Raw genomic sequence first — 22169 nt, 5'->3', positions numbered from 1 at the left:
TGAGACCAATCTACTCAAGAACGACTCTTTCTTGAATTGATATATTCGCAACAGCACGTCCCGTTTTTAACAAAACAGGTTTATCATGGCCCGATGAACGTCAAACTCCTTAAACAGTTTCTCGCGCTGGCGGAAACGCTGCACTTCGGCCGCGCAAGCGAGGCGTGCTTTGTCAGCGTTTCGGCGCTTTCGCGCAACATCCGTTATCTGGAAGACGAACTCGGCGTGGTGCTGTTCAATCGCGACAACCGAACCGTGATGCTGACCCGGGAAGGCCAGCGATTTCTCGAGTACGCCCGCGAGGCCATCAGCCAGTGGAACCTGATTCGCCACGAGCTGACCGACAACCCCGGGGAGCTGAGCGGCGAGATCAGCCTGTATGGCTCGGTGACCGCCAGCTACAGCTTTCTCCACGAGCTTTTACGCCGCTTTCGTAGCGCCTACCCGGCCATCGAGATCAAGCTGCGCACCGGCGACCCGGAACACGCCATCGCCCACGTGCTGGACGGCAAGGAAGACCTGAGCATCGCCGCCAAACCCGCCCACCTGCCGCGGGGTCTGGCGTTCAAACCGATCGCCACCTCCCCGCTTCTGTTCATTGCCCCGCTGGAGCAGCAGGTACCCAGCGCCCCCGCCGGCACACCGGCCACGGCCGAGCAGTGGGCGAACACGCCCATGATTTTGTCGGAAAGCGGTGTCTCGCGCGCGCGGGTGGACGAATGGTTTCGCAAGCGAGACATCTCGCCGCGTATCTACGCCCAGGTCACCGGCAACGAGGCGATCGTCAGCATGGTGAGCCTGGGGTTCGGCATTGGCGTGGTGCCTAAAATCGTGCTCGACAACAGTCCGCTGAGGGAGCGCATTCGCGTGCTCGACGTGGCACCAACGCTCGACCCCTACGATATCGGCTTGTTCACGCTGAAAAAAAATCTCAAAAATCCGCTGGTCGAGGCGTTCTGGAGCCTGATGTAAGCCTGCGGCATCCATCCTTCAACTGGCAAATATCTCGCGCAAATCCGGCACGCTCTCTTCTTCCTCCACCATCGAAAGCGAGGCTTCGATCGCTTTCAGGTGGCGGCTCATGAACGCCGTGGCTCGCTCGGTCTTGCCCTCTTCCAGATAATTGATCAGGTCGTCGTGGTCATGGGACTCGCAGCCCAGGTGGCCGCGATGGCCGTAGACCGCGAGAATCAGCGAGGAGCGCGAGCAGAGCCGCTCGACGAACTCGGCAAGCGTGGCGTTGCCGGAGAGCTGGGCCAGGCGCACGTGGAAATCCGCCGAGAGGCGAATGGCCACGCTCTGCTCGCCGTTTCGCAGCGCCTGGCGCTCGCGTTTGGCCATGGCGCGAAGCTCCTCGGCCTGGTGGGACTGCATACGCCGCGCCACCTGAGCCATCAGCCCGCACTCGACGAGCTGGCGGGCGTCGAACACATCTTTGGCTTCTTCGGCGGTCGGGCGGGTCACGCTCGCCCCGCGCCGGGGCGTCAGGGTGACCAGCTGCTCGAGCGCCAGGCGCTGGAGAATCTTGCGGATGCCGGTGCGGCTGATACCGAACACCTCGGCCAGCGCGTCCTCGCGTAGGCGCGCGCCGGGTTTGAGCCGCTGCTCGACGATGGCGTCACTCACCGCGCGGTAGATCGCTTCGTGGCGCTCCTCGCCTTCCCTATCGAGAACGCGGCGCTTCAAGGCTGGCTGCTCGTCGCTCATGAACTCCCCTGCAATGATGAACCTAAAACGCTGATATGGCCGCGGGCTAGCTGCCGCGGTAGGTCGAGTAGCCGTAGGGAGAGAGCAGCAGCGGCACGTGATAGTGCTCGCTGGGGTCAGCGACACCAAAGCGCAGCGGAATGACGTCCAGAAAGCGCGGCTCGGTCGCCTCGACGCCGTGGGTGCGCAGGTAGTCGCCGGCGTGAAAGACCAGCTCGTACTCGCCTTCCTGAAAATGCTCGCCTTCGAGAATCGGGCCGTCGCAGCGCCCGTCGCTGTTGGTGACCGCGCGGCCCAGATGCTCGCGTGAGCCGGCGACGAGCCGGAAAATCTCGATGGTGATGCCGGAGCCCGGCGCCCCTCTGGCGGTGTCCAGTACGTGTGTCGTGAGCCTTCCCATAGCGTCTCTCCGATTGATTGACCGCGCCCGCGCGTCGAGGCAAGGTTAGCGGTGATACGCTTGATTGTATACGCTATTGGGCGCGACGTACGCCCAGGAGAAGCCGCCGTGCCCAACGCTCATCAGGATGTTTGCCCCACACTGACCCCGGCGCCGAGCCGCTGCTCGCGGGTTGATTTCGTCGCCCACTACGGCGAGGTGTTCGAGCACTCGCCCTGGGTGGCCGAGCGCGCCTGGGAGCGCGGGCTTGAGGCCGCGCACGATGACCCGGCGCAGCTTGCCGAGGCGATGGGCGACGTGCTGCGCGCCGCCTCTACCGAGCATCAGATCGAGGTGATTCGGGCGCACCCGGACCTGGCCGGCAAGGCGGCACTGGCCGGCGAGCTCACCGACTCATCGAAAAGCGAACAGGCCGGCGCCGGGCTCGATCAGTGCTCGCCGCAGGAGCTTGCGCGCTTTGAGTCTCTCAACGACGCCTACAAGGCGGCTTTTGGCTTTCCTTTCGTGGTGGCGGTCAAGGGGCTCGACCGCTACGCCATCATGGCGGCCTTCGAGCAGCGCTTGCGCAATACCCCGGAGCAGGAGCGCGCCACCGCCATCGAGCAGATCGTGCGCATCGCGCGCTTTCGTTTACTGGCCAGATGTGAAGCGAAAGAGTAGACGGCCGCTTATATGACAGCCACGAAAAAGCCGCGCGGGCGCGCGGCTTTTTAGCGGTTCATAACCCGAAGAACGAGGAATTCAGTTCTTGAGGTTATCAGCGGCTTTCTGGGTCTGCTCTTCGGCCATTTTCTGGCTGTCCTGCATGAAGTTCTGACCGATCGAGGTGACTTTCTCGGAGTCACCTTTCACGCGCTCCATGAAGTCAGAGGCGGTCTTCTGCTGCGACTGCATCGCCTTCTTGAAGTCGTCGGCGTCCTTGACGTCAAGCCAGGTACGTGCCTGAGCGATGGTCATGTCCGAGTAGGCGCGAGCCGCGTCCATCTGGGCACTGACCAGGCGCTCGTAGTAATCGAGGGCGGCCAGCGTGTACGAACGCATGGGCGATACGAACGTCGATTCGAACTGCTGTTTGGTGTTCTCTGCGGTCCTGTCCATCACGTAATCTCCTGCAAGTTAGCGATTCGACACGCATGGTGGAGCGGTCGAGGGAAAGGCAATGACCTTCTGCTCCATAAAGCTAGCAGCGCTTTTTGTGCAGTGCAACATGATTTTCGCGAGCCGGTGAAAAAAGCGTTTCACACGTCGGCGACGGTCGGCGCCTTACCCGCCACGCCGTCGTGGACGCCGAGCATTCTGTCGAACCAGGCGGCCACCGGGGCATCGCTTTCGAACAGCGTCTCTCTTGATACGACGTGGGCCCACATCAGGCTGCCAAACAGTAGATAATCGACGCCGCTGGGCGCCTCGCCGTCGAGAAACGGGCTCTGTTCGAGCAGTGCATTGACCGGCACCAGCGCCTTCTTGAGCTGCTCGCGCCCCTGGGCCGGGTCGTGCAGCTCTTCAAGGCGCATCTTGAAGTTCGCTTCGCGAGTGCGTCGGAAATAGTCGCGATCCTCCGGGTGAATCGCCTCGAGCAGGTCCATCACCACGATGCGAAACAGCGCCGGTGTGACGCTGCGCTCGACGAACAGCTTGAAAAAGAGCGCGCGCTGATAGCTCTGGCCTTCGCCCAGCAGCGGTGCCTCCGGGTAGGTGCGGTCGAGATAGCGCAGGATCTCGAAGCTATCGGTCACTACGTTTTCGCCATCCACCAGCACCGGCACCTTGTCGTGGTTGGCGAACGCGATCTTCTCCTTCTGCTGGAAACGCCAGGGCTCGGTGCGGTACGCCAGGCCCTTGTGGGCCATCGCCATGCGTACGCGCCAGCAGTAAGGCGAAAAACGCAGGCGTTCATCGCGCCCGCACAGGTCATAGACGATACGATCCATCGGTTCACCTCGCGTGTGGTTTGTCTCGTTCATCATGGTCGTAACCCCTTGGTGATACAAGCGCCAGAGGCCCTGGCGCCGAGCGAAAAACGCACTATCTATTAGTCTAATCCGGGCCGATTTCAGGGCGGCGTTGCCTACCGTAACAGTCTTTTAAAAACAGCAGCTTGAACAATAAAAAAGAAGTTAGCAGGCGCTCTACTTGCACTCCCAACTGGTCAGACCAGTTTTCCAATATAGTCAGGATGTTAGGCGAATCGTATTGTAGGCCCGGACCGAGTCGGCGCCACAAGCGCCCGGGATCAATAAACAGAAAAGCCTAGCCGAACAACAAGGGGCCGTTTTTCCATGAGTGACACGATACTTGGATTATTGGCGTTCACGCCGCTGCTGCTTGCGGGTATTTTACTGATTGGCTTCAAGATACCCGCCAAAATCGCCATGCCGATCGTCTTTCTCGCCGCCGCTGCGATTGCGCTAACGGCCTGGGACATGTCGTTCAACCGCGTGGCGGCCTCGACCCTTCAGGGGCTGATTCAAACCGCCGGGCTCTTGTGGATCATTTTCGGCGCGATCCTGCTGCTCAACACGCTCAAGCACTCCGGCGGTATTACCGCCATTCGCAACGGGTTTTCCGGTATCAGCCCGGACCGCCGCGTGCAGGCGCTGATCGTGGCGTGGCTGTTCGGTTGCTTTATCGAAGGCGCCTCAGGCTTTGGTACACCCGCTGCGGTGGCCGCGCCCTTGATGGTCGCGCTGGGCTTTCCGGCGCTGGCTGCGGTGGTCGTGGGCATGATGCTGCAGTCCACGCCGGTCTCCTTTGGTGCCGTAGGCACGCCGATCATCGTGGGCGTGGGCACCGGTATGGACCGCGCCGGCATTACCGCCGAGCTCGAAGCCGCCGGCTCCTCCTGGGATATCTTTTTCCAGCTGATCACCAGTGAAGTGGCGATCACCCACGCTATCGTGGGCCTTCTGATGCCGCTGATTCTGGTCACCGTGATGGTGCGTTTCTTCGGCGCCAACAAATCCTGGAAAGAGGGTCTTTCGATCACGCCCTTTGCGATCTTCACCGGCGTCGCCTTCGTGGTTCCCTACATGCTGGTTGGCGTATTCCTCGGCCCGGAGTTCCCGTCGATGATCGGCGCCATGGTGGGGCTTGCCATCGTAGTCCCGGCGGCGCGCAAGGGCTTTTTGCTACCCAAGGACACCTGGGACTTCCCGGAATCGAGCGCCTGGCCGGATGAGTGGATCGGCAAGCTGCAGATCAAGCTCGACGACGTGGCAGGCCAGGCGCCGATGTCCACGCTCAAGGGCTGGATCCCCTACGTGCTGTTGGCGCTGTTTCTGGTCGCATCCCGCACCATCGAGCCGCTTCGCGTGGCGCTCACCTCGATCAACCTGAACTGGGCCAACATCCTGGGTGAAACCGGCGTCAGCGGCGGCGTGCAGCCGCTCTACCTGCCTGGCGGCATCATTCTGGCGGTGGTCGCGATCACCTACTTCCTGCACCGTATGAACGGCGGCCAGCTCAAGGCGGCGGTGTCGGAGTCGACCAAAACCATCTTCGGCGCCGGTTTCGTGCTGATATTCACCGTGCCGATGGTGCGCATCCTGATCAACTCCGGGGTCAACGGGGCGGATCTGGTCTCGATGCCGGTGATGATGGCCCAGGCCGTGGCCAACGGCGTGGGCGGTATCTACCCGCTATTCGCGCCGGCCGTAGGCGCGTTGGGCGCCTTTATCGCTGGTTCCAACACCGTCTCGAACCTGATGCTCGCCGAATTCCAGTTCAGCGTGGCGCAGACGCTCGGCGTCTCCACCGCCATGATGGTGGCGCTGCAGGCCGTGGGCGCGGCGGCGGGCAACATGATCGCCATTCACAACGTGGTCGCGGCCTCCGCTACCGTGGGCCTGCTGGGCCGCGAAGGCGCGACGATCCGGATCACCATCCTGCCGACGATCTACTACCTCACCTTTACCGGCATCATCGCGCTGATCGCCTTTTACGGGCTGGGGATCATGGATCCGCTGATGTAGCCAGACTTGCCACTCGCCTGGCCCAGCCTTTGGAGCACGTAAAAACCCGGTATCGGCAGTGGCCGATACCGGGTTTTTTCGATGCTTGAAAGGCTAGCAAGACGAGCGTTCGAGTTACAGCCTAGCCGCGGTCATGATGAAAGGCGCTTTGCGTCTGCTCACCGGTGGCGCCATTGCGCGCGACAAGCTGATCATGCGAGGCGGTGCGATCGGTGTGCCCGTGCGAAGCCGCCTGTGCGACCTGGCTTGGGCTGGCATGGCCGTTACGCGCCACGACCTGATTCACGGAGGCCTGACGCGACTCGACCTGCTGGCTGGCAGTGGAGCTCGGCTGGCCAATGGTGTTGAGCTCGGCAGAACCACGTTCGGCGAAGGCAGCGCCAGAGACGAGAGCAAGGGCGATAGCGGCAGTAGCAGCGAATGTTTTCATGACCAATACCTCGATAGCAAGTGTGGAACGTTGCATGATCTGATCGCAGTGTTGCTGCGCTTCAGAAGATGACTTCATCTTGGCATCGATAAATTAGAAATAAAAACGCTAAAAATCGACTAGACCATTCGATTAATTAAAAATCAGGAAGCGCGGTCATGTAAGCCGCGCTGGGTGAGCACCAAGGAATGAGGATCAATCGATACGCTTGAGCCTTTGCGCGTGCTCCCGGCTGCGTTCGACGTAGCTCTGGGCATTGAGCTTGAGCCTGTCGGCGGCACCTTCGGGCAGGGTTTTCACTACCCGCGCCGGTGAGCCAACGATCAGCGAGTTGGGCGGAAACACCGCCCCCTCCTTCACGAAGGCGCAAGCGCCGACCAGGCTATTCTCGCCGATCACCGCGCCGTTGAGCACCACCGCCTGAATCCCGATCAGGCAGTTGTCCTCCACCGTGCAGCCATGCAGCATCGCCTGATGCCCCACTGTCACCCCTTTGCCAATCTTCAAGGGGTAGCCCGCGTCGGCGTGCAGCACCGCACCATCCTGAATATTGCTCTGCTCGCCCACGTACAAATCCTCGGTATCGCCACGCAGCACCGCCTGATACCACACGCTGGCGCCATCCTTTAGCGTCACCCGCCCGATCACGTCGGCGGTGTCGGCGATATAAACGCCCTCCCCGATCTCGGGGCGATGCTCATCGAATTGATAAATGGCCACGGAAGACTCCTTTTGTTGGTTGTGGTTTCAAGGTGACAACAAGTGAGGCTACCGCCGCGCCCGCCAGGCGCGCAATGAAAACTCATGCGCTAAATCCACTCCTCCAGCCGCATCGACGAACGCTCTAGGCGTTCGTTCTCCACGTCGAGCTCGCGCAGAAGCTCGGTGATGCTGCCGATGTGCTCGAGGGCGATGCGCCTGGCGCGGTCGGCGTCTTGCGTCACCACGGCCTGGAAGAGCTGTTCGTGCTGGTGGTTGATCATCGCCCGCGGCGCCGGGCGGTGATAAAGATGCTTGACCGAGGCGAAGACCGAGCTCAGCAAGAGATCCGTCAAGCTCTGCAGCGTGTGGACCAACACCGGGTTGTGCGAGGCTTGGGAGACCGCCAGGTGAAAGGCGTGGTCGAAGCGCGCCAGCTGCTCTACCTCGAGCGGGTCGGCGGTTGCGACGTAGTCGGCCATCGCCTGGTAGCGCCGCGTGATCAGCACCCGATCCATCGCCGTGCCGCGCCTGGCGGCCAGGTACGCCGACTCGCCTTCGAGCAGCGCGCGCACTTCCAGAAGGTCGAACAGCGTGCGCGGATGGTCGCGAAACAGATGCATCAAGGGGCTCTGCTGCGCCGTGGGCAGCAGCGAGGCGACCACGGAGCCGCGCCCCTGGCGGGTCTCGATGATGCCCTTGCTGCGCAGAATGCGAAGTCCTTCGCGCAGCGAGGCGCGAGAAACGTGGAGCCGTTCGCACAGCCGCCGCTCGGAAGGTAGGAGCTGCCCCGGGCGAAACACGCCTTCCAGAATCAGCTCTTCGAGCCTGGCCGCCACCTGCTCCGGCGCGCGCCGGCCAAGCGTGGTTTCAAGCGATGTCATACGCATGCGCCTCTCTTGGAAACGGAGTCGATTAACTGGTCAGACCATTGCACCACAGGCTGGACAGGGTGGCAAAAAAAGCCCAGATTAGCCGGTATCGAACGCGTCACGCGTTTTATGAAAATCATTATCATAACAACAGGACGGGATATGAATATCCTTTATGACGCCCGCCTCGACGGCGAGCTGATCGACCGTGACAAGCACGAGGTGCTAAACGCCCTCGAGCGCGCCGCCCCCACCCTTACCCTGCTCTCCCGCGAGGAGGATCTACGCCCCTTCGAGTGCGACGGCTTGGCGGCTTACCGCGTGCTGCCGATGCTGGTGGCGCTGCCGGAAAACCTTGCCGAGGTCGAAGCGCTGTTGAAGAGCTGTTACGCGTTTGGTGTACCGGTGGTCACCCGCGGCGCGGGTACCGGGCTCTCCGGCGGGGCGCTGCCGCTGGAACAAGGCGTTTTGCTGGTGATGTCGCGCTTCAACAAGATCATCGACGTCGATCCCGACGCCCGGCTCGCCCGGGTGCAGCCCGGCGTGCGCAACCTGGCGATTTCTGAAGCCGCCGCGCCTTACGGGCTCTACTACGCGCCGGACCCGTCGTCGCAGATCGCCTGTTCGATCGGCGGCAACGTGGCGGAGAACGCCGGCGGCGTGCACTGCCTGAAGTACGGGCTGACCGTGCACAACGTGCTGCGGGTCGACGTGCTGACCATCGAAGGCGAGCACATGACGCTGGGATCCAATGCCTTCGATGCGCCAGGCTTCGATTTGCTCGCGCTGATCAACGGCTCCGAGGGCATGCTTGGCGTGGTCACCGAGATCACCGTGAAGCTCTTGCCCAAGCCGACCGTGGCCAAGGTATTGATGGCGAGTTTCGACGATGTCGAGAAGGCCGGCCAAGCGGTGGGCGACATCATCGCCGCCGGCATCGTCCCCGGCGGGCTCGAGATGATGGATAAGCTCGCCATTCAGGCCGCCGAGGACTTCGTGCGCGCGGGCTACCCGCTGGAGGCCGAGGCGATTCTTCTGTGCGAGCTCGATGGCGTCGAGGCGGACGTCGACGACGACTGCGAGACCGTGCGCCAGGTGCTGGAGCATGCCGGCGCCACCGATATCCAACAGGCTAAAGACGAGGCCGAGCGGGCGAAATTCTGGGCCGGGCGCAAGAACGCTTTCCCCGCGGTGGGTCGCATGTCGCCGGACTACTACTGCATGGACGGCACCATTCCGCGCAAGGAGCTTCCGCGCGTGCTCAAGGGGATCGCGGCGCTGTCCGAAGAGAGCGGCTTGCGCGTCGCCAACGTCTTTCACGCTGGCGACGGCAACATGCACCCCTTGATCCTGTTCGATGCCAACAAGGAGGGCGAGCTCGAACTCGCCGAGGACGTGGGCGGCAAAATTCTCGAGCTTTGCGTCGCTGCCGGCGGCTCGATCACCGGCGAGCACGGCGTGGGCCGCGAGAAGATCAACCAGATGTGCAGCCAGTTCCAGCCGGACGAGATCAGCGCGTTCCACGCAGTGAAGGCGGCCTTCGATGAAAAGCGCCTGCTCAACCCGGGGAAAAACATCCCGACCCTTGCGCGCTGCGCCGAGTTCGGCGCCATGCATGTGCACGGAAACGAACTGCCCCACCCGGAGCTGCCGCGTTTTTAAAAAAAGCCGCCGCGAACCAGAACGCGAACAAGCGCCCGTACAAGAAAAAGGAACGACCATGACTTTACCCGCGACACTGCCGCCGGATCGCGATATCAGCGAGGCGCTTTGCCAGCAGGTGGCCAACGCCTACCAGAGCCGCGCGCCGCTGCGCATTGTGGGCGGCGACACCCGCGGCTTCTACGGTCGCCCGGTCGACGGTATTACACTCGACGTGGCCGAGCACAGCGGCATCGTCTCCTATGACCCGGTCGAGCTGATCGTCACGGTGCGTGCCGGCACGCCGCTAAAGGCGCTGGAAGCCGCGCTCGATGAAAAGCAGCAGATGCTGCCCTTCGAGCCGCCGCGCTTTGGCCAGGCCAGCACCATCGGCGGCGCCGTGGCGACCGGGCTTTCCGGCCCGCGCCGCCCCTGGGCGGGGGCAGTGCGCGACTTCGTGCTGGGTACCCGCGTCATCACTCAGGAAGGGAAGCTCTTGCGCTTTGGCGGCGAGGTGATGAAAAACGTCGCCGGCTACGACGTTTCGCGGTTGATGGCCGGCGCCCAGGGCACGCTCGGGGTGCTCGCCGATATCTCCTTCAAGGTGCTGCCCAAACCCGCTGCGAGTCACAGCCTGCGCCTCGATGACATGGGGGCCGAGGAGGCGCTAAAGACGCTTTCCACCCTCGGCCGCGAGCCGCTGCCGATCACCGCCGCCGCCTGGCACCAGAACGCGCTGTTCCTACGCCTGGAAGGCGGCGAAAGCTCGGTGAAGGCGACCCGGGAGCGCCTCGGTGGCGAGCCGCTCGAGGCCGCGTTCTGGGACACGCTTCGCGACCACCGCCACGACTTCTTCACGCCAAAGAGCGGCCAGCCGCTCTGGCGCGCCTCGCTCCCAGCCCACACCGCGCCGCTCGATATCGACGTTGATGAGGCGGATATCTTCTACGACTGGGCGGGCAGCCAGCGCTGGATCAGGACCGGCGACGGTGAGGCCTTGCGAGGCGCCTGTAAAAAAGCCGGCGGCCACGCCACCTGCTTTACGCCGGCGGCGCGCGGCGGGGTGGACTCGCCCTTCACGCCGCTCGACCCGGTCGTCGAGAAGTACCACAAAAGGCTCAAGGCCGAGCTCGATACCCACGGTATCTTCAACCCGGGCCGGCTCTACGCGGGGCTTTAAGGAGAGTTCTCATGCAGACGCACTTTACCGATGCCGATCGCCAGAAACCCCATATTCAGGAAGCCGAGCGGATTCTTCGCACCTGCGTGCACTGCGGCTTCTGCAACGCCACCTGCCCCACCTATCAGCTTCTGGGCGACGAGCGCGACGGCCCGCGCGGGCGTATTTATCTCATGAAGGAGCTGCTGGAGAGCCCGGACGACGACAGCCAGGTAACCGAAGAAACACGCCTGCATCTCGACCGCTGCCTGACCTGCCAGAACTGCGAAACCACCTGCCCCTCCGGCGTCGAGTACCACAAGCTTTTGAACATCGGCCGTGCGGAGATCGAGCGCCGGGTGCCGCGCCCGGCGAGTGAGCGCGCGACCCGCTTTGCGCTTCGAAAGATGATGGTCGAGCCGGGACGCTTTCAGGCGCTATTGAAGCTCGGCCAGACCTTCAAGCCGCTGGTGCCCGGCCCCTTGAGAGCCAAGATGCCGCCGCCCCCGGTGGATGCGGGTAAGCGCCCGCAAAGCGCCCATACCCGCCAGATGCTGATACTCGAAGGCTGCGTGCAGCCCGGGCTTTCGCCCAACACCAACGCCGCTACGGCAAGGCTTCTGGACCGGCTCGGTATCAGCCTGACACCGGTGAAGGAAGCGGGCTGCTGCGGGGCGATCGACTTTCACCTGAACGCCCAGGAGGCCGGGCGCGAGCGCATGCGCGCCAACATCGACGCCTGGTGGCCCCAGGTCGAGGCTGGGGTGGAAGCGATCGTGCAAACCGCCAGCGGCTGTGGGGCGTTCGTGAAGGAGTACGGCGAGATGCTCAAGGACGATCCGGCCTACGCCGAGAAAGCGAAGCGCGTAAGCGAATTGGCCAGGGACATCGTCGAGATTCTGCGCGAGGAGCCGCTTGAGAAACTGAGCGTTCAAGCACAAAAGCGCCTGGCATTTCACTGCCCCTGCACGCTACAGCACGCGCAGAAGCTCAACGGCGCGGTCGAGGGCGTGCTGACCCGGCTTGGCTTCACGCTCACGCCGGTGCAGGATAGTCACCTCTGCTGCGGCTCCGCGGGCACCTACTCGATCACCCAGCCGGAGATCGCGACACAGCTTCGCGACAACAAGCTCGAGGCGCTGGAAGCCGGCGACCCGGAGCTGATCGTGACCGCCAACATTGGCTGCCAGACGCATCTTGCGAGCGCCAAACGCACGCCGGTGCGCCACTGGGTCGAGGTGGTCGACGCATCGTTTGCCTGAGCAGGCTCTAAAGCGCCCGCTCCCAGACGTTCGGGCGGGCGCTCTCAACGACGATGTATCTCAACGCGACGTATTTCAACGACAACGCAAAAAGGAAACGCAGAATGAAAACCAAAGCCATACTCGGACACACCGACGTCATCCAGGTACTCGATGCCGCTCATCAGGAAGCCGAACGCCAGGGGTGGGCAGTCACCATCGCCGTCGCCGACGATGGCGGCCACCTGCTGGGTCTTCGCCGCCTGGACGGCGCCGCGCCCTTCAGCGCCGAAGTCGCCACCCATAAGGCGCGTAACGCTGCCGTTGGGCGCAAGGAAACCCAGGTATTCGAGGATATGATCAACGGCGGGCGCACGGCCTTCGTCTCCGCGCCGCTGACCGGCATGCTCACCGGCGGCGTGCCGATCGTGGTGGACGGCCAGGTGGTCGGCTCCGTTGGCGTTTCCGGCGTCAAACCCGAGCAGGACGTTCAGGTCGCCAAAGCCGGCGTCAGCGCGATTGGCTGAGCGTCAGACACGCAACAACGTGACCCCGGGCGAAGGCTTGGGGTTTTTTTATGCGTGAATCGTGAATCGTGAATCGTGAATCGTGAATCGTGAATCGTGAAGTGAGGATCAGTGCGGGGCGCAGTACGTGCAAATAGAAGGATATATAAAGAGGGTAAAGCGGAGAGGAGATAAAACGGGGCTTAAAATCGATGGCGGACCGGACGAGACTCGAACTCGCGACCTCCGGCGTGACAGGCCGGCATTCTAACCGACTGAACTACCGGTCCACTTTTGGATCGACCACTTGATTGCGGTTCAGGCGCTTTCAAATGGTGGGTGGTACTGGGTTCGAACCAGTGACCCCCAGCTTGTAAGGCTGGTGCTCTCCCAACTGAGCTAACCACCCGATGATAAAACGCGAAGCGTTCGATCATTAGCGTTATCGTGGCGGACCGGACGAGACTCGAACTCGCGACCTCCGGCGTGACAGGCCGGCATTCTAACCGACTGAACTACCGGTCCGAATAGCGATAACGGGGTGCAATAAAGGCGATGTGGCGGACCGGACGAGACTCGAACTCGCGACCTCCGGCGTGACAGGCCGGCATTCTAACCAACTGAACTACCGGTCCACTGAACATCAACATTTACCGCTGCACGTGCCAACCCATGAAAATGGTGGGTGGTACTGGGTTCGAACCAGTGACCCCCAGCTTGTAAGGCTGGTGCTCTCCCAACTGAGCTAACCACCCGCTGGTCACGTGGCGCTGCATTCTACAGCGTTCCGGTTCGGTGTCAATACGCTGATGAATTTTTGATTCAAATTAGCGTGTTGCCATCGGCGCCGGTTCCGCTGCCCAGAGCGCCGACGCAGGATGCCGCAACGGCCTCGGCGCGTCAATCAAAACTGTCATAATCAAAGGCGTTTTCCTCACCGGCTATTTAGCTTGGCGCGCCGCTACGCTAGACTCGCCCAGGGCCAAAAGCCCTCCCGCGTTCGATGGAAAGCCATTATGCAGACAGCGCCACCCCGCACCGCCTCGCCGGTTTACCGCACCACCTATAACTACAAGGTCGTTCGCCAGTTTGCGATCATGGCCGTGGTGTGGGCGATCGTGGGCATGAGCGTGGGGCTACTGCTGGCCGCCCAGCTGGTGTGGCCGGAGCTGAATCCGGGTCTACCCTGGACGAGTTTTGGCCGGCTGCGCCCGCTGCACACCAACCTCGTGATCTTCGCTTTTGGCGGCTCGGCGCTGTTTGCCACCTCCTATTACGTGGTGCAGCGCACCTGCCAGACGCGGCTTTTCAGCGACCGGCTCGCCGCCTTTACCTTCTGGGGCTGGCAGGCGGTGATCGTCGCCGCACTGGTGTCGCTACCCCTGGGCTACACCACCACCAAGGAGTACGCCGAGCTCGAGTGGCCGATCAACCTGCTGCTGGCGGTGGTGTGGGTAAGCTACGCCGTCGTATTTCTGATGACGCTCAAGCGGCGCACCACCTCGCATATCTATGTCGCCAACTGGTTCTATGCCGCGTTCATTTTGACCGTGGCGGTGCTGCACATCGTCAACAACGCTGCCCTGCCGGTCACGCCGATGACCTCCATTTCACTCTACGCCGGCGCGGTGGATGCCATGGTGCAGTGGTGGTACGGCCACAACGCGGTGGGCTTTTTCCTCACCGCCGGGTTTCTGGGCATGATGTACTACTTCGTGCCCAAGCAGGCCGAGCGGCCGATCTACTCCTACCGCCTTTCCATCGTCCACTTCTGGGCGCTGATCATGGTCTATATGTGGGCCGGCCCCCACCACCTGCACTACACGGCGCTGCCGAGCTGGGCGCAGTCGCTGGGCATGGTGATGTCGATCATCCTGCTGGTGCCCTCCTGGGGTGGCATGATCAACGGCATCATGACGCTCTCCGGCGCCTGGCATAAGCTGCGTACGGACCCGATTCTGCGCTTTCTGGTGGTCGCGCTCACCTTCTACGGCATGGCGACCTTCGAGGGGCCGATGATGGCGATCAAGACCGTCAACGCCTTCTCCCACTACACCGACTGGACCATTGGCCACGTGCACTCCGGGGCGCTTGGCTGGGTGGCGATGATCACCTTCGGCTCGCTGTATCACATGATTCCGCGCCTTTACGGGCGCACCCGGATGTACTCGACGCCGCTGATCACGCTGCACTTCTGGCTCGCGCTGAGCGGCACGCTTTTGTACGTCATCGCGATGTGGGCCAACGGCGTCGTGCAGGGGCTGATGTGGCGCGCGGTCAACGCCGACGGCACGCTAATGTACCGCTTCGTCGACGCGGTCGAAGCGAGCCACCCGGGCTATCTGGTACGCCTGTTGGGCGGGATGCTGTTTCTGGCGGGCACGCTGGTGATGGCGTTCAACGTCTACATGACGATAAAACCCCAAAAGGCGCTGGAAGCCGCGCCCGCCACCCGGCGGGAGGCCCGCCATGAAGCATGAGCTGGTCGAAAAAAACGCCGGGCTTCTGGGCGCGCTGATTCTGGTCGCGATCAGCTTTGGCGGGCTTGCCGAGATCGTGCCGCTGTTTTTTCAGAAGGATACCACCGAGCCGGTGGACGGGCTCGAACCGCTCTCGGCGCTGGAGCTCGAAGGGCGCGCCATCTACCGCCGCGAAGGCTGCGTGGGCTGCCATTCGCAGATGATTCGCCCGTTTCGCGCCGAAACCGAGCGTTTTGGCCACTACAGCGTGGCCGGCGAAGGGCTTTACGAGCACAATTTCCTGTGGGGCTCCAAGCGTACCGGGCCGGATCTGGCCCGGGTGGGCGGGCGCTACAGCGACGCCTGGCATCGGGCGCACATGTACAACCCGCGCGACGTGGTGCCGGAGTCGATCATGCCCGCCTACCCGTGGCTTTTCGAGCGCAAGATCGACGGCGCCACCACGGCGGCGCGAATGCGTGCACTCAAGCGCCTCGGCGTGCCCTACTCCCAGGAGCAGATCGAAAGCGCCGAGGAGCAGGTACGCGGTGCCACCGAAATCGACGCGCTGATCGCTTACCTGCAGCAGCTGGGTACGGTACTGGAGGGCACGCGCTGATGGATACCGGTACGTTTCGCGGGCTGATCACGCTGGTGTTGATCGTCGCCTTTCTCGGCATCGTGGTGTGGGCCTACTCCCGGCGCCGCCGCGAGGATTTCGATGAAGCAGCGAACCTGCCCTTCGCCGACGACGAGTCCGAGCGCGACGACAAGGAGCAGCCGTGAGCGATCTGTGGGACAACGCCCTGCCGCCGTTCTGGAGCGCCTGGATCATCGTGCTCACGCTCACCACGCTGACGCTGGTGGTGTGGGTGGTCGTCGCCAACGCCGGCGGCGACACTTTTAACGATGCCGACGACGACACCACCGGCCACGAGATCGACGGTATCGAGGAGTTCGACAACCCGATGCCGCGCTGGTGGTTCTATCTGTTCGTGGCCACGGTGGTGTTCGCGCTTGCGTACCTGGCGCTCTACCCGGGGCTTGGCAACTTTCGCGGCCTGCTGGGCTGGAGCCAGCACGAGCAGTGGGAAGAGGAAATGGCCGCTGCCGAGGCGCGCTTTGGGCCGATCTTCGAGCGCTACCACGCGGTACCGATACCGCAGCTCGCCCGCGATGAAGAGGCCATGCAGATCGGCGGGCGCCTTTACGCCAACAACTGCGCCATGTGCCACGGCGTGACCGCCCAGGGCGGCGACGGCTTTCCCGACCTGACCGACGACGACTGGCTCTACGGCGGCGAGCCCGAGGCGCTTGTCACCACGCTAACCCAAGGCCGGCGCGGCATCATGCCGGCATGGGCGCAGCTGGGTGACGACACCCTCGAGGATTTGACCCAGTACGTGCTGGCGCTGGCCGGTCGCGAGCACGACCCCATACGCGCCCAGAGCGGCGAGCAAAGCTATGGTCGCTTCTGCGTGGCCTGCCACGGGGTGGAGGGCACCGGCAACCAGGCGCTCGGCGCGCCGAACCTGACCAACGATATTTGGCTCTACGGCGGGCCCAATCAGAGCGTGACAGACGCGATTCGCCAGACGCTTCACGAAGGCCGTACTGGCGTGATGCCGGCCCAGGCGCCGCTGCTCGGCGAGCAGCGCGTGCACCTGCTCGCCGCCTACGTCTACAGCCTGCGCCTTTCAGACGCCATACACGATTAGGTGCGGATTTGCCGCAGCGGCCAGGCGCTGACGCTAACCCGCATCAACCCCGCCGCGCCGGATTATTGCTATCATCCCCAAGCGGCGCGATTGGCCGCCGCTTTTTGAACCACCGCCGCCGAGCACATCGATGCAGCCCATTGCGCTACACGACATCACCCCGCCCCCGACCCGGCCCCGCCCGGCCGAGCGAGGCGGCGTGCGCGAAAGCCCCGGTGTTTACCGGCGCCTGCGCCGCAGCCTCAACGCGGTGCTGATCGGCGGCTTCGCGCTGCTGCCCTGGCTCACCGTTCACGGACGCCCGGCGGTCTGGTTCGACATTCCCGGGCGCGAGTTTCATCTTGCGAGCGCGACCTTCTACCCCCAGGAGTTCATCCTGCTGGCGCTTGCGCTCATCGCCGCCGCCTTCGGGCTTTTTGCGCTCACGGCACTGGCCGGGCGCGCGTGGTGTGGCTACACCTGCCCGCAGAGCGTCTGGACGTTTGCGTTTCGCTGGGTGGAGCACCGCCTGGAAGGGCCGCCGGCGCGGCGCGCTCGCAGGGCCACTTCTGCGGCTCGGTGTAGAATCCTTTTCAAACATGCGGCCTGGGCGCTGATCGCACTTTCCACCGCCGTTACGCTGGTGGGCTACTTCACGCCGATTCGCACGCTCGCTTCTGAGCTTGCCACGCTAGCGCTTCAGGGCTGGGCGCTGTTCTGGGTCGGCTTTTTTGCACTGGTCACTTATCTCAACGCCGGCTGGCTGCGCGAGCGGGTGTGCCTGCATATCTGCCCCTACGCACGCTTTCAGTCGGTGATGTTCGAGCGCGACACCCTCGCCGTAGGCTTCGACACCGCTCGGGACGACTGCATCGACTGCGGGCTCTGCGTGCAGGTCTGCCCGACCGGCATCGACATTCGCCACGGGCCCCAGCAGTACGCCTGCCTGCAGTGCGGCGCCTGCGTGGACGCCTGCAACGCGGTGATGGAGCGCATTCAGAAGCCGCGCGGGCTGGTTCGCCACACCACCCAGCGCCGGCTCGAGGGCAGCGCGCCTGCCCGCCTGCGCCCACGGCTTTTGGGGTATCTGGCCGCGTTCTCGCTTGCGCTGGCCGCGCTGGTGCTGACCCTTGATCAGCGTGTGCCGGTCAGCTTCGAGGCCGAACGCGCCCGGGCCACGCTCTACGCCCCCGCCGCGGGCGGCCAGACCCGCAACGACTACCGGCTGACCGTGCGCAACCGCGACCGGAAGGCGCAAACCTACCGCCTGAGCGTCGAAGGGCTGCCCGGCGCGCGCCTTGAAACCACCGCGCTGACGGTGCCCGCCGGCGCCACGCGAAGCCAGGTCGTCAGCGTGACCGCACCGGCAAGTAGTGACGCTTTCAGCCGGCCCTTCGACTTCGTGCTCGAGGCTGAGCCGGCGCTTCGCGTCGAGCGAGCCTCACGCTTTCTTAGCGGCGAAAGGAGATAAGCCGATGTTCGAGCCCGCCCCGCCGCCCTGGTACCGCCAGTTCTGGCCCTGGTGTCTGATCGCGCTGCTACTCTCGTCGATGCTGGTGAGCGTGGGCTTCGCCGTCGTGGCGACGCGCAGCTTCGACGGCATGGTGGTGCGCGAGGACTACTACGAGCACGGCAAGGCGATCAACGCGGTGCTGGCGAAAACCGACCAGGCCCGCCGCCTGGGGCTCGCGGCGGATCTCAAGATCGACCCAATTACCCAAGACGTCACGCTTAATCTGACCGGCCAGGCACGGCCCGAAACACTGACGCTGAACCTGATCTTTCCCACCCAGGACGGGCGGGACGTCGCGCTGACCCTGGTACACCGCCGCGGCGGGCACTACGTCGGCCAGGCGCCGGCGGGGCTCGTTCACCGCCGCTACGTCACGCTTACCCCGGCGGATGCCCCCGACTGGCGCCTGGGCGGCGAAATCACGCTGCCCCTTGATAGTGCGGTAACGCTCACGCCTGACGCCGCGGGCGTTCGATGAGCGCGTCGTGCTACCACTGCGGCTCGCCGGTGCCGGCAGGCGCCCCCTGGACGATCACTCTGGAGGGCGAGCCACAGCCGCTTTGCTGCCCCGGCTGCGAGGCGGTAGCCCACGCCATCGTCGGCAGCGGGCTCGCGCACTACTACCGCTACCGCACCGAGCTCGCCCCCCGGCCCGAAGAGAGTCGCGCCCGGGCGCAAACCTGGCAAGCGTTCGATCACCCGGAACTCCAGGCGCGCTTCGTTCACGCTGCCGACAACGGCGCCAGCGCCACCCTGGCCATCGAGAACATCACCTGCGCGGCCTGCGCCTGGCTGATCGAGCACCACCTGAACGCGCTCGAGGGCATCACCGAAAGCGCGGTGAATCTTTCAGAACACCGCCTGCGGGTGAGCTGGGATCCGTCGATACTTGCGCCCTCGAACATCTTCGCCGAGCTTGCCGCCATCGGTTACCAGGCGCTGCCCTTCGAGCCCGACCAGGCCCACCAGCGCGAGAAGCGCGAAGATCGCCTGCGCGTGCGGCGGCTGATCGTCGCGGCGGTGGGCATGATGCAGGTGGTGATGTTCTCGATCCCGCTCTATATCGCCGGGCCGGATGAGCTAGGCGCCGGGTTTTCCGCCCTGTTCCACTGGCTGTCGCTTGCGCTGACCACGCCGGTGGTACTCTTCAGTGCCTGGCCGTTTTTCCGCCAGGCGGCGCACGCACTCGCCCACCGGCGCCTGAACATGGACGTGCCGGTGGCGCTCGCCATCGGTGCGGCGTACCTGGCCAGCGCCTACGCGGTGGTGGCGGGACGCGGCGACGTCTATTTCGACTCGATCGCGATGTTTACCTTCTTTTTGCTGGTGAGCCGCCATCTCGAGGCGCGAACGCGGCGCCGCGGCGGCAATGCGCTCGGCTCCCACCTGCCCGCCTCGGCCCTGCGCCTGGACGCGGACGGCATCGAGCGGGTCGTGCCGGCCAGCCTGCTCGAGCCCGGCGACCGCCTGCTGGTGCAACCCGGCACCACCGTGCCCGCCGACGCCGTGATCGAACAGGGCGAATCGAGCCTCGATGAGTCGATGCTGACCGGCGAGTTCCTGCCGGTGACCCGCCGCGTGGGCGAACGCGTGATTGGCGGCAGCCAGAACATGGAGAACGCGCTGGTGGTGCGCGTCACTCACGCCGGTAAACAGGCGACCATCGCCCATATTCTCGATTTGACCGATCGCGCCTTCGCCCATCGCCCGCGCCTGGCCCGCCTGGCCGAGGCCATGGTCCAGCGCTTCGTGCTGCGCCTTTTGTTGGTCACGCTCGCGGTGGCCACCGCCTGGGCCTTCATCGACCCTAGCCGCGCGTTCTGGATCACGCTGTCGGTTCTGGTGGTCACCTGCCCCTGCGCGCTGGCGCTGGCCGCGCCCACGGCGCTTGCCGCCGGCCACGGCGCGCTTGGCCGGCGCGGCGTACTGATCACCCGCGCCGACGCCATTGAAGCGCTCGCCGGGGTCACTCGGGTGGTGTTCGACAAGACCGGTACGCTCACCCGCGGCGAGATGCGCCTCGCCGACACCCGGCCGATGGGATCGATGGACGCGGCCCGGGCGCGGCAGATCGCGGCGGCGATCGAGGCGCACTCGGAGCACCCGATCGCCAGGGCGTTTGGCCCCTTTCGCAGGGCAGGGTTCAAGGCGCAGGCGGTAGTGCGCGAGCCCGGCCAGGGCCTTCACGCCACGCTCGAAGGCGCGACCTGGCGCCTTGGCCGGGCACGCTTTGCTGCGGGTCACGAGATCGCTCCGCCGGGGCCGGGCCAGTGGCTGCTGCTAAGCCAGGAGTACACGCCCAGGGCCTGGTTCCGGCTCGAAGACACCCTGCGCGACGACGCGCTGGAGGCCGTGGCCGCGCTCGACGCGCTCGGCGTAGGCGTGGAGCTTCTTTCCGGCGATGAGCCGGAAACCGTCAAGGCGCTGGCGGAGGCGCTTGGCATCGACACCTGGCAGGCGCGCGCCACGCCGGAGGCGAAGCTTGCGCGCATTCAGGCTTTACAGGCCGAAGGCGAGCGCGTTCTGATGGTAGGCGACGGTATCAACGACGTGCCGGTGCTGGCCGGGGCGGACGTGGCGCTGGCGGTCAACGGCGCCACTGACCTGGCGCAAACGCGCGCCGACGCGCTGCTCTTGAGCCCGCGGCTGGTGCGCGTTGGCGAGGCGCTGGAAACCGCCGGTGCCACGCGCCGGGTAATGCGCCAGAACATGGCCTGGTCGGTGGCCTACAACGGCCTGGCGCTGCCGCTGGCCGCTCTCGGCCTGGTACCGCCCTGGCTTGCCGCGCTCGGCATGTCGCTGAGCTCGCTGGTGGTGGTGGGCAACGCGCTGCGCCTTGGCCGCCGGCGGCGTATGGCCCCACCCGTCTCATCCCTTCGTCAAACGGTGAACGCATGACGAGTCTTTATCTCTTGATTCCGCTGTCGCTCATGCTCCTGAGCCTGGCCGTATGGGCCTTCTTCTGGGCGGTCAAAAACGACCAGTTCGACGACCTGGAAGGCCCGGCCCACCGCATCCTGTTCGACGACGACGCCTCGCCGCCGCCATCACCGGCTGACAGGCGGGCGCGCCGCGAGCCGCCGCCGTGAACCCGACCGGGCTCGAGCTTTCGCCGCTGCTCGCCGCCTTCGTCTTCGGCCTGCTCGGCGGGGCGCACTGCATCGGCATGTGCGGCGGCATCATGAGCGCGCTGGCCTTCGCGGTGCCGCCGAGCATGCGCCGCCCGGCGCGCATGGCGGGGCTCCTGCTTGGCTACAACCTGGGCCGCATCGCAAGCTATACCGTGGCCGGGGCGCTGGTGGCAGGGCTTGGCACACTGGTGTCGCTCGCCCCCGCCGCCCGGTTTACGCTCGAGGCGCTGGCCGCGGTGATGCTGATTCTGATGGCGCTCTACATCGCCAACTGGTGGAAAGGGCTACTGGCGCTCGAGGCGCTGGGGCGGCGGCTTTGGCGTCATATCGAGCCGGTGGGCCGCCGGCTGATGCCGGTGGTGCACGTACCCCAGGCGATGGCGCTGGGGGCGCTGTGGGGCTGGCTGCCCTGCGGGCTAATCTACTCGATGCTCACCTGGAGCATGGCGAGTGCCGACCCGGCCCAGGGGGCACTTCTGATGGCGGCCTTTGGCCTCGGCACGCTGCCAGCGCTGCTGGCCACGGGCCTGGCCGCCCGGGCGCTTTCCGGGCTGATTCGCCACCCGGCGACCCGCACCCTCGCGGCGCTTTCGATCATCGCCTTCGCGTTCTACCAGCTCTACACGCTTTTCCCCCACGCCGGCCACTGACACCCGACCGCCGCCTTTCTTGACCTGGCTCAACACGCGGCCTGAGCGCGCGCGTTAGACTCGACCCGCTATCACCGCTTGCGCGCATCCTTA

The 22169-nt window shown here is 64.5% G+C and carries 23 protein-coding genes and 5 tRNA genes; 16 read left to right on the top strand and 12 right to left on the bottom strand.

Annotated features, from left to right (window positions below; all coding sequences use genetic code 11):
• The first annotated feature begins 93 nt into the window (after positions 1-93).
• Positions 94-972: an HTH-type transcriptional activator IlvY gene (ilvY, locus tag ACGK9R_RS02735; RefSeq protein ID WP_394578027.1), complete on the top strand. Its 879-nt coding sequence runs from the start codon at positions 94-96 to the stop codon at positions 970-972.
• Between the two features lie 18 nt (positions 973-990).
• On the opposite strand, the gene ACGK9R_RS02730 is transcribed toward ilvY, so the two are convergent.
• Together ACGK9R_RS02730 and uraH are read right to left on the bottom strand one after the other, a co-directional pair.
• Positions 991-1707 (bottom strand): GntR family transcriptional regulator, encoded by a 717-nt coding sequence (locus ACGK9R_RS02730; RefSeq protein WP_394578026.1) that lies wholly within the window; start codon positions 1705-1707, stop codon positions 991-993.
• A 46-nt stretch (positions 1708-1753) separates the two neighbouring features.
• Positions 1754-2107, bottom strand: coding sequence for a hydroxyisourate hydrolase (gene uraH, locus ACGK9R_RS02725; RefSeq protein WP_394578025.1), 354 nt, complete (start codon positions 2105-2107; stop codon positions 1754-1756).
• A gap of 108 nt (positions 2108-2215) precedes the next feature.
• Here uraH and uraD point away from each other — a divergent pair, with 108 nt between their 5' ends.
• Positions 2216-2767 carry a 2-oxo-4-hydroxy-4-carboxy-5-ureidoimidazoline decarboxylase gene (uraD, locus tag ACGK9R_RS02720; protein WP_394578024.1) on the top strand — a complete coding sequence of 184 codons (552 nt, stop codon included), beginning with the start codon at positions 2216-2218 and terminating at the stop codon, positions 2765-2767.
• Positions 2768-2848: 81 nt separating this feature from the next.
• On the opposite strand, the gene ACGK9R_RS02715 is transcribed toward uraD, so the two are convergent.
• Together ACGK9R_RS02715 and ACGK9R_RS02710 are read right to left on the bottom strand one after the other, a co-directional pair.
• A complete protein-coding gene (locus ACGK9R_RS02715; protein WP_394578023.1) occupies positions 2849-3205 on the bottom strand; it encodes a phasin family protein in 357 nt (118 codons plus the stop codon).
• Positions 3206-3345: 140 nt separating this feature from the next.
• Complete coding sequence (locus ACGK9R_RS02710; RefSeq protein ID WP_394578022.1) at positions 3346-4074, bottom strand: glutathione S-transferase N-terminal domain-containing protein; 729 nt, start codon at positions 4072-4074, stop codon at positions 3346-3348.
• A 312-nt stretch (positions 4075-4386) separates the two neighbouring features.
• Here ACGK9R_RS02710 and ACGK9R_RS02705 point away from each other — a divergent pair, with 312 nt between their 5' ends.
• Positions 4387-6078 carry an L-lactate permease gene (locus ACGK9R_RS02705; RefSeq protein ID WP_394578021.1) on the top strand — a complete coding sequence of 564 codons (1692 nt, stop codon included), beginning with the start codon at positions 4387-4389 and terminating at the stop codon, positions 6076-6078.
• A gap of 121 nt (positions 6079-6199) precedes the next feature.
• On the opposite strand, the gene ACGK9R_RS02700 is transcribed toward ACGK9R_RS02705, so the two are convergent.
• The 3 genes from ACGK9R_RS02700 to glcC all read right to left on the bottom strand — a co-directional run bounded on the left by ACGK9R_RS02700 (position 6200) and on the right by glcC (position 8097).
• Complete coding sequence (locus tag ACGK9R_RS02700) at positions 6200-6586, bottom strand: hypothetical protein (protein ID WP_394578020.1); 387 nt, start codon at positions 6584-6586, stop codon at positions 6200-6202.
• 117 nt (positions 6587-6703) lie between these two features.
• The gene (locus ACGK9R_RS02695; RefSeq protein WP_394578019.1) at positions 6704-7228 is read right to left on the bottom strand and encodes a gamma carbonic anhydrase family protein; all 525 of its coding nucleotides are present in this window, start codon (positions 7226-7228) and stop codon (positions 6704-6706) included.
• An 89-nt stretch (positions 7229-7317) separates the two neighbouring features.
• Entirely contained in the window at positions 7318-8097 is a 780-nt protein-coding gene (gene glcC, locus ACGK9R_RS02690; RefSeq protein WP_394578018.1) for a transcriptional regulator GlcC, read from the bottom strand.
• A gap of 144 nt (positions 8098-8241) precedes the next feature.
• Between glcC and glcD the strand changes: the two genes are divergently transcribed.
• From glcD to ACGK9R_RS02670, 4 genes are all read left to right on the top strand, one after another.
• Positions 8242-9741, top strand: coding sequence for a glycolate oxidase subunit GlcD (gene glcD, locus ACGK9R_RS02685; RefSeq protein ID WP_394578017.1), 1500 nt, complete (start codon positions 8242-8244; stop codon positions 9739-9741).
• A 58-nt stretch (positions 9742-9799) separates the two neighbouring features.
• A complete protein-coding gene (glcE, locus tag ACGK9R_RS02680; protein WP_394578016.1) occupies positions 9800-10900 on the top strand; it encodes a glycolate oxidase subunit GlcE in 1101 nt (366 codons plus the stop codon).
• 11 nt (positions 10901-10911) lie between these two features.
• Positions 10912-12141, top strand: a complete 1230-nt coding sequence (glcF, locus tag ACGK9R_RS02675) for a glycolate oxidase subunit GlcF (RefSeq protein ID WP_394578015.1) — start codon at positions 10912-10914, stop codon at positions 12139-12141.
• Between the two features lie 104 nt (positions 12142-12245).
• Positions 12246-12647, top strand: a complete 402-nt coding sequence (locus ACGK9R_RS02670) for a heme-binding protein (protein WP_394578014.1) — start codon at positions 12246-12248, stop codon at positions 12645-12647.
• Positions 12648-12839: 192 nt separating this feature from the next.
• On the opposite strand, the gene ACGK9R_RS02665 is transcribed toward ACGK9R_RS02670, so the two are convergent.
• The 5 genes from ACGK9R_RS02665 to ACGK9R_RS02645 all read right to left on the bottom strand — a co-directional run bounded on the left by ACGK9R_RS02665 (position 12840) and on the right by ACGK9R_RS02645 (position 13381).
• Positions 12840-12916, bottom strand: a tRNA-Asp gene (locus ACGK9R_RS02665).
• 43 nt (positions 12917-12959) lie between these two features.
• Positions 12960-13035 (bottom strand) — tRNA-Val (locus ACGK9R_RS02660).
• A 39-nt stretch (positions 13036-13074) separates the two neighbouring features.
• Positions 13075-13151: transfer RNA gene (locus ACGK9R_RS02655), tRNA-Asp, on the bottom strand.
• Positions 13152-13184: 33 nt separating this feature from the next.
• Positions 13185-13261, bottom strand: a tRNA-Asp gene (locus tag ACGK9R_RS02650).
• Positions 13262-13305: 44 nt separating this feature from the next.
• Positions 13306-13381: transfer RNA gene (locus ACGK9R_RS02645), tRNA-Val, on the bottom strand.
• 261 nt (positions 13382-13642) lie between these two features.
• Here ACGK9R_RS02645 and ccoN point away from each other — a divergent pair.
• The 9 genes from ccoN (at position 13643) to ACGK9R_RS02600 (ending at position 22076) form a co-directional block, all read left to right on the top strand.
• Complete coding sequence (gene ccoN, locus ACGK9R_RS02640; RefSeq protein ID WP_394578013.1) at positions 13643-15106, top strand: cytochrome-c oxidase, cbb3-type subunit I; 1464 nt, start codon at positions 13643-13645, stop codon at positions 15104-15106.
• Entirely contained in the window at positions 15096-15704 is a 609-nt protein-coding gene (ccoO, locus tag ACGK9R_RS02635; RefSeq protein ID WP_394578012.1) for a cytochrome-c oxidase, cbb3-type subunit II, read from the top strand. Before ccoN ends, ccoO begins: the two co-directional genes overlap by 11 nt.
• Positions 15704-15871 (top strand): cbb3-type cytochrome oxidase subunit 3, encoded by a 168-nt coding sequence (locus ACGK9R_RS02630; protein WP_394578011.1) that lies wholly within the window; start codon positions 15704-15706, stop codon positions 15869-15871. Before ccoO ends, ACGK9R_RS02630 begins: the two co-directional genes overlap by 1 nt.
• The gene (gene ccoP, locus ACGK9R_RS02625; protein ID WP_394578010.1) at positions 15868-16803 is read left to right on the top strand and encodes a cytochrome-c oxidase, cbb3-type subunit III; all 936 of its coding nucleotides are present in this window, start codon (positions 15868-15870) and stop codon (positions 16801-16803) included. Before ACGK9R_RS02630 ends, ccoP begins: the two co-directional genes overlap by 4 nt.
• Before the next feature lie 130 nt (positions 16804-16933).
• Entirely contained in the window at positions 16934-18253 is a 1320-nt protein-coding gene (locus ACGK9R_RS02620) for a 4Fe-4S dicluster domain-containing protein (RefSeq protein ID WP_394578009.1), read from the top strand.
• A gap of 4 nt (positions 18254-18257) precedes the next feature.
• Positions 18258-18773: a FixH family protein gene (locus tag ACGK9R_RS02615; RefSeq protein WP_394578008.1), complete on the top strand. Its 516-nt coding sequence runs from the start codon at positions 18258-18260 to the stop codon at positions 18771-18773.
• A complete protein-coding gene (locus tag ACGK9R_RS02610) occupies positions 18770-21193 on the top strand; it encodes a heavy metal translocating P-type ATPase (RefSeq protein ID WP_394578007.1) in 2424 nt (807 codons plus the stop codon). The genes ACGK9R_RS02615 and ACGK9R_RS02610 overlap by 4 nt, the downstream gene beginning before the upstream one ends.
• On the top strand, positions 21190-21384 hold the full coding sequence (gene ccoS / locus ACGK9R_RS02605) for a cbb3-type cytochrome oxidase assembly protein CcoS (protein ID WP_394578006.1): 195 nt from the start codon (positions 21190-21192) through the stop codon (positions 21382-21384). Before ACGK9R_RS02610 ends, ccoS begins: the two co-directional genes overlap by 4 nt.
• A complete protein-coding gene (locus tag ACGK9R_RS02600; RefSeq protein ID WP_394578005.1) occupies positions 21381-22076 on the top strand; it encodes a sulfite exporter TauE/SafE family protein in 696 nt (231 codons plus the stop codon). The genes ccoS and ACGK9R_RS02600 overlap by 4 nt, the downstream gene beginning before the upstream one ends.
• Positions 22077-22169: the final 93 nt, after the last annotated feature.

This window comes from Halomonas sp. HNIBRBA4712, from assembly GCF_043558675.1.
Taxonomy (GTDB): domain Bacteria; phylum Pseudomonadota; class Gammaproteobacteria; order Pseudomonadales; family Halomonadaceae; genus Vreelandella.
This window is presented reverse-complemented; position numbering and strand designations above follow the sequence as displayed.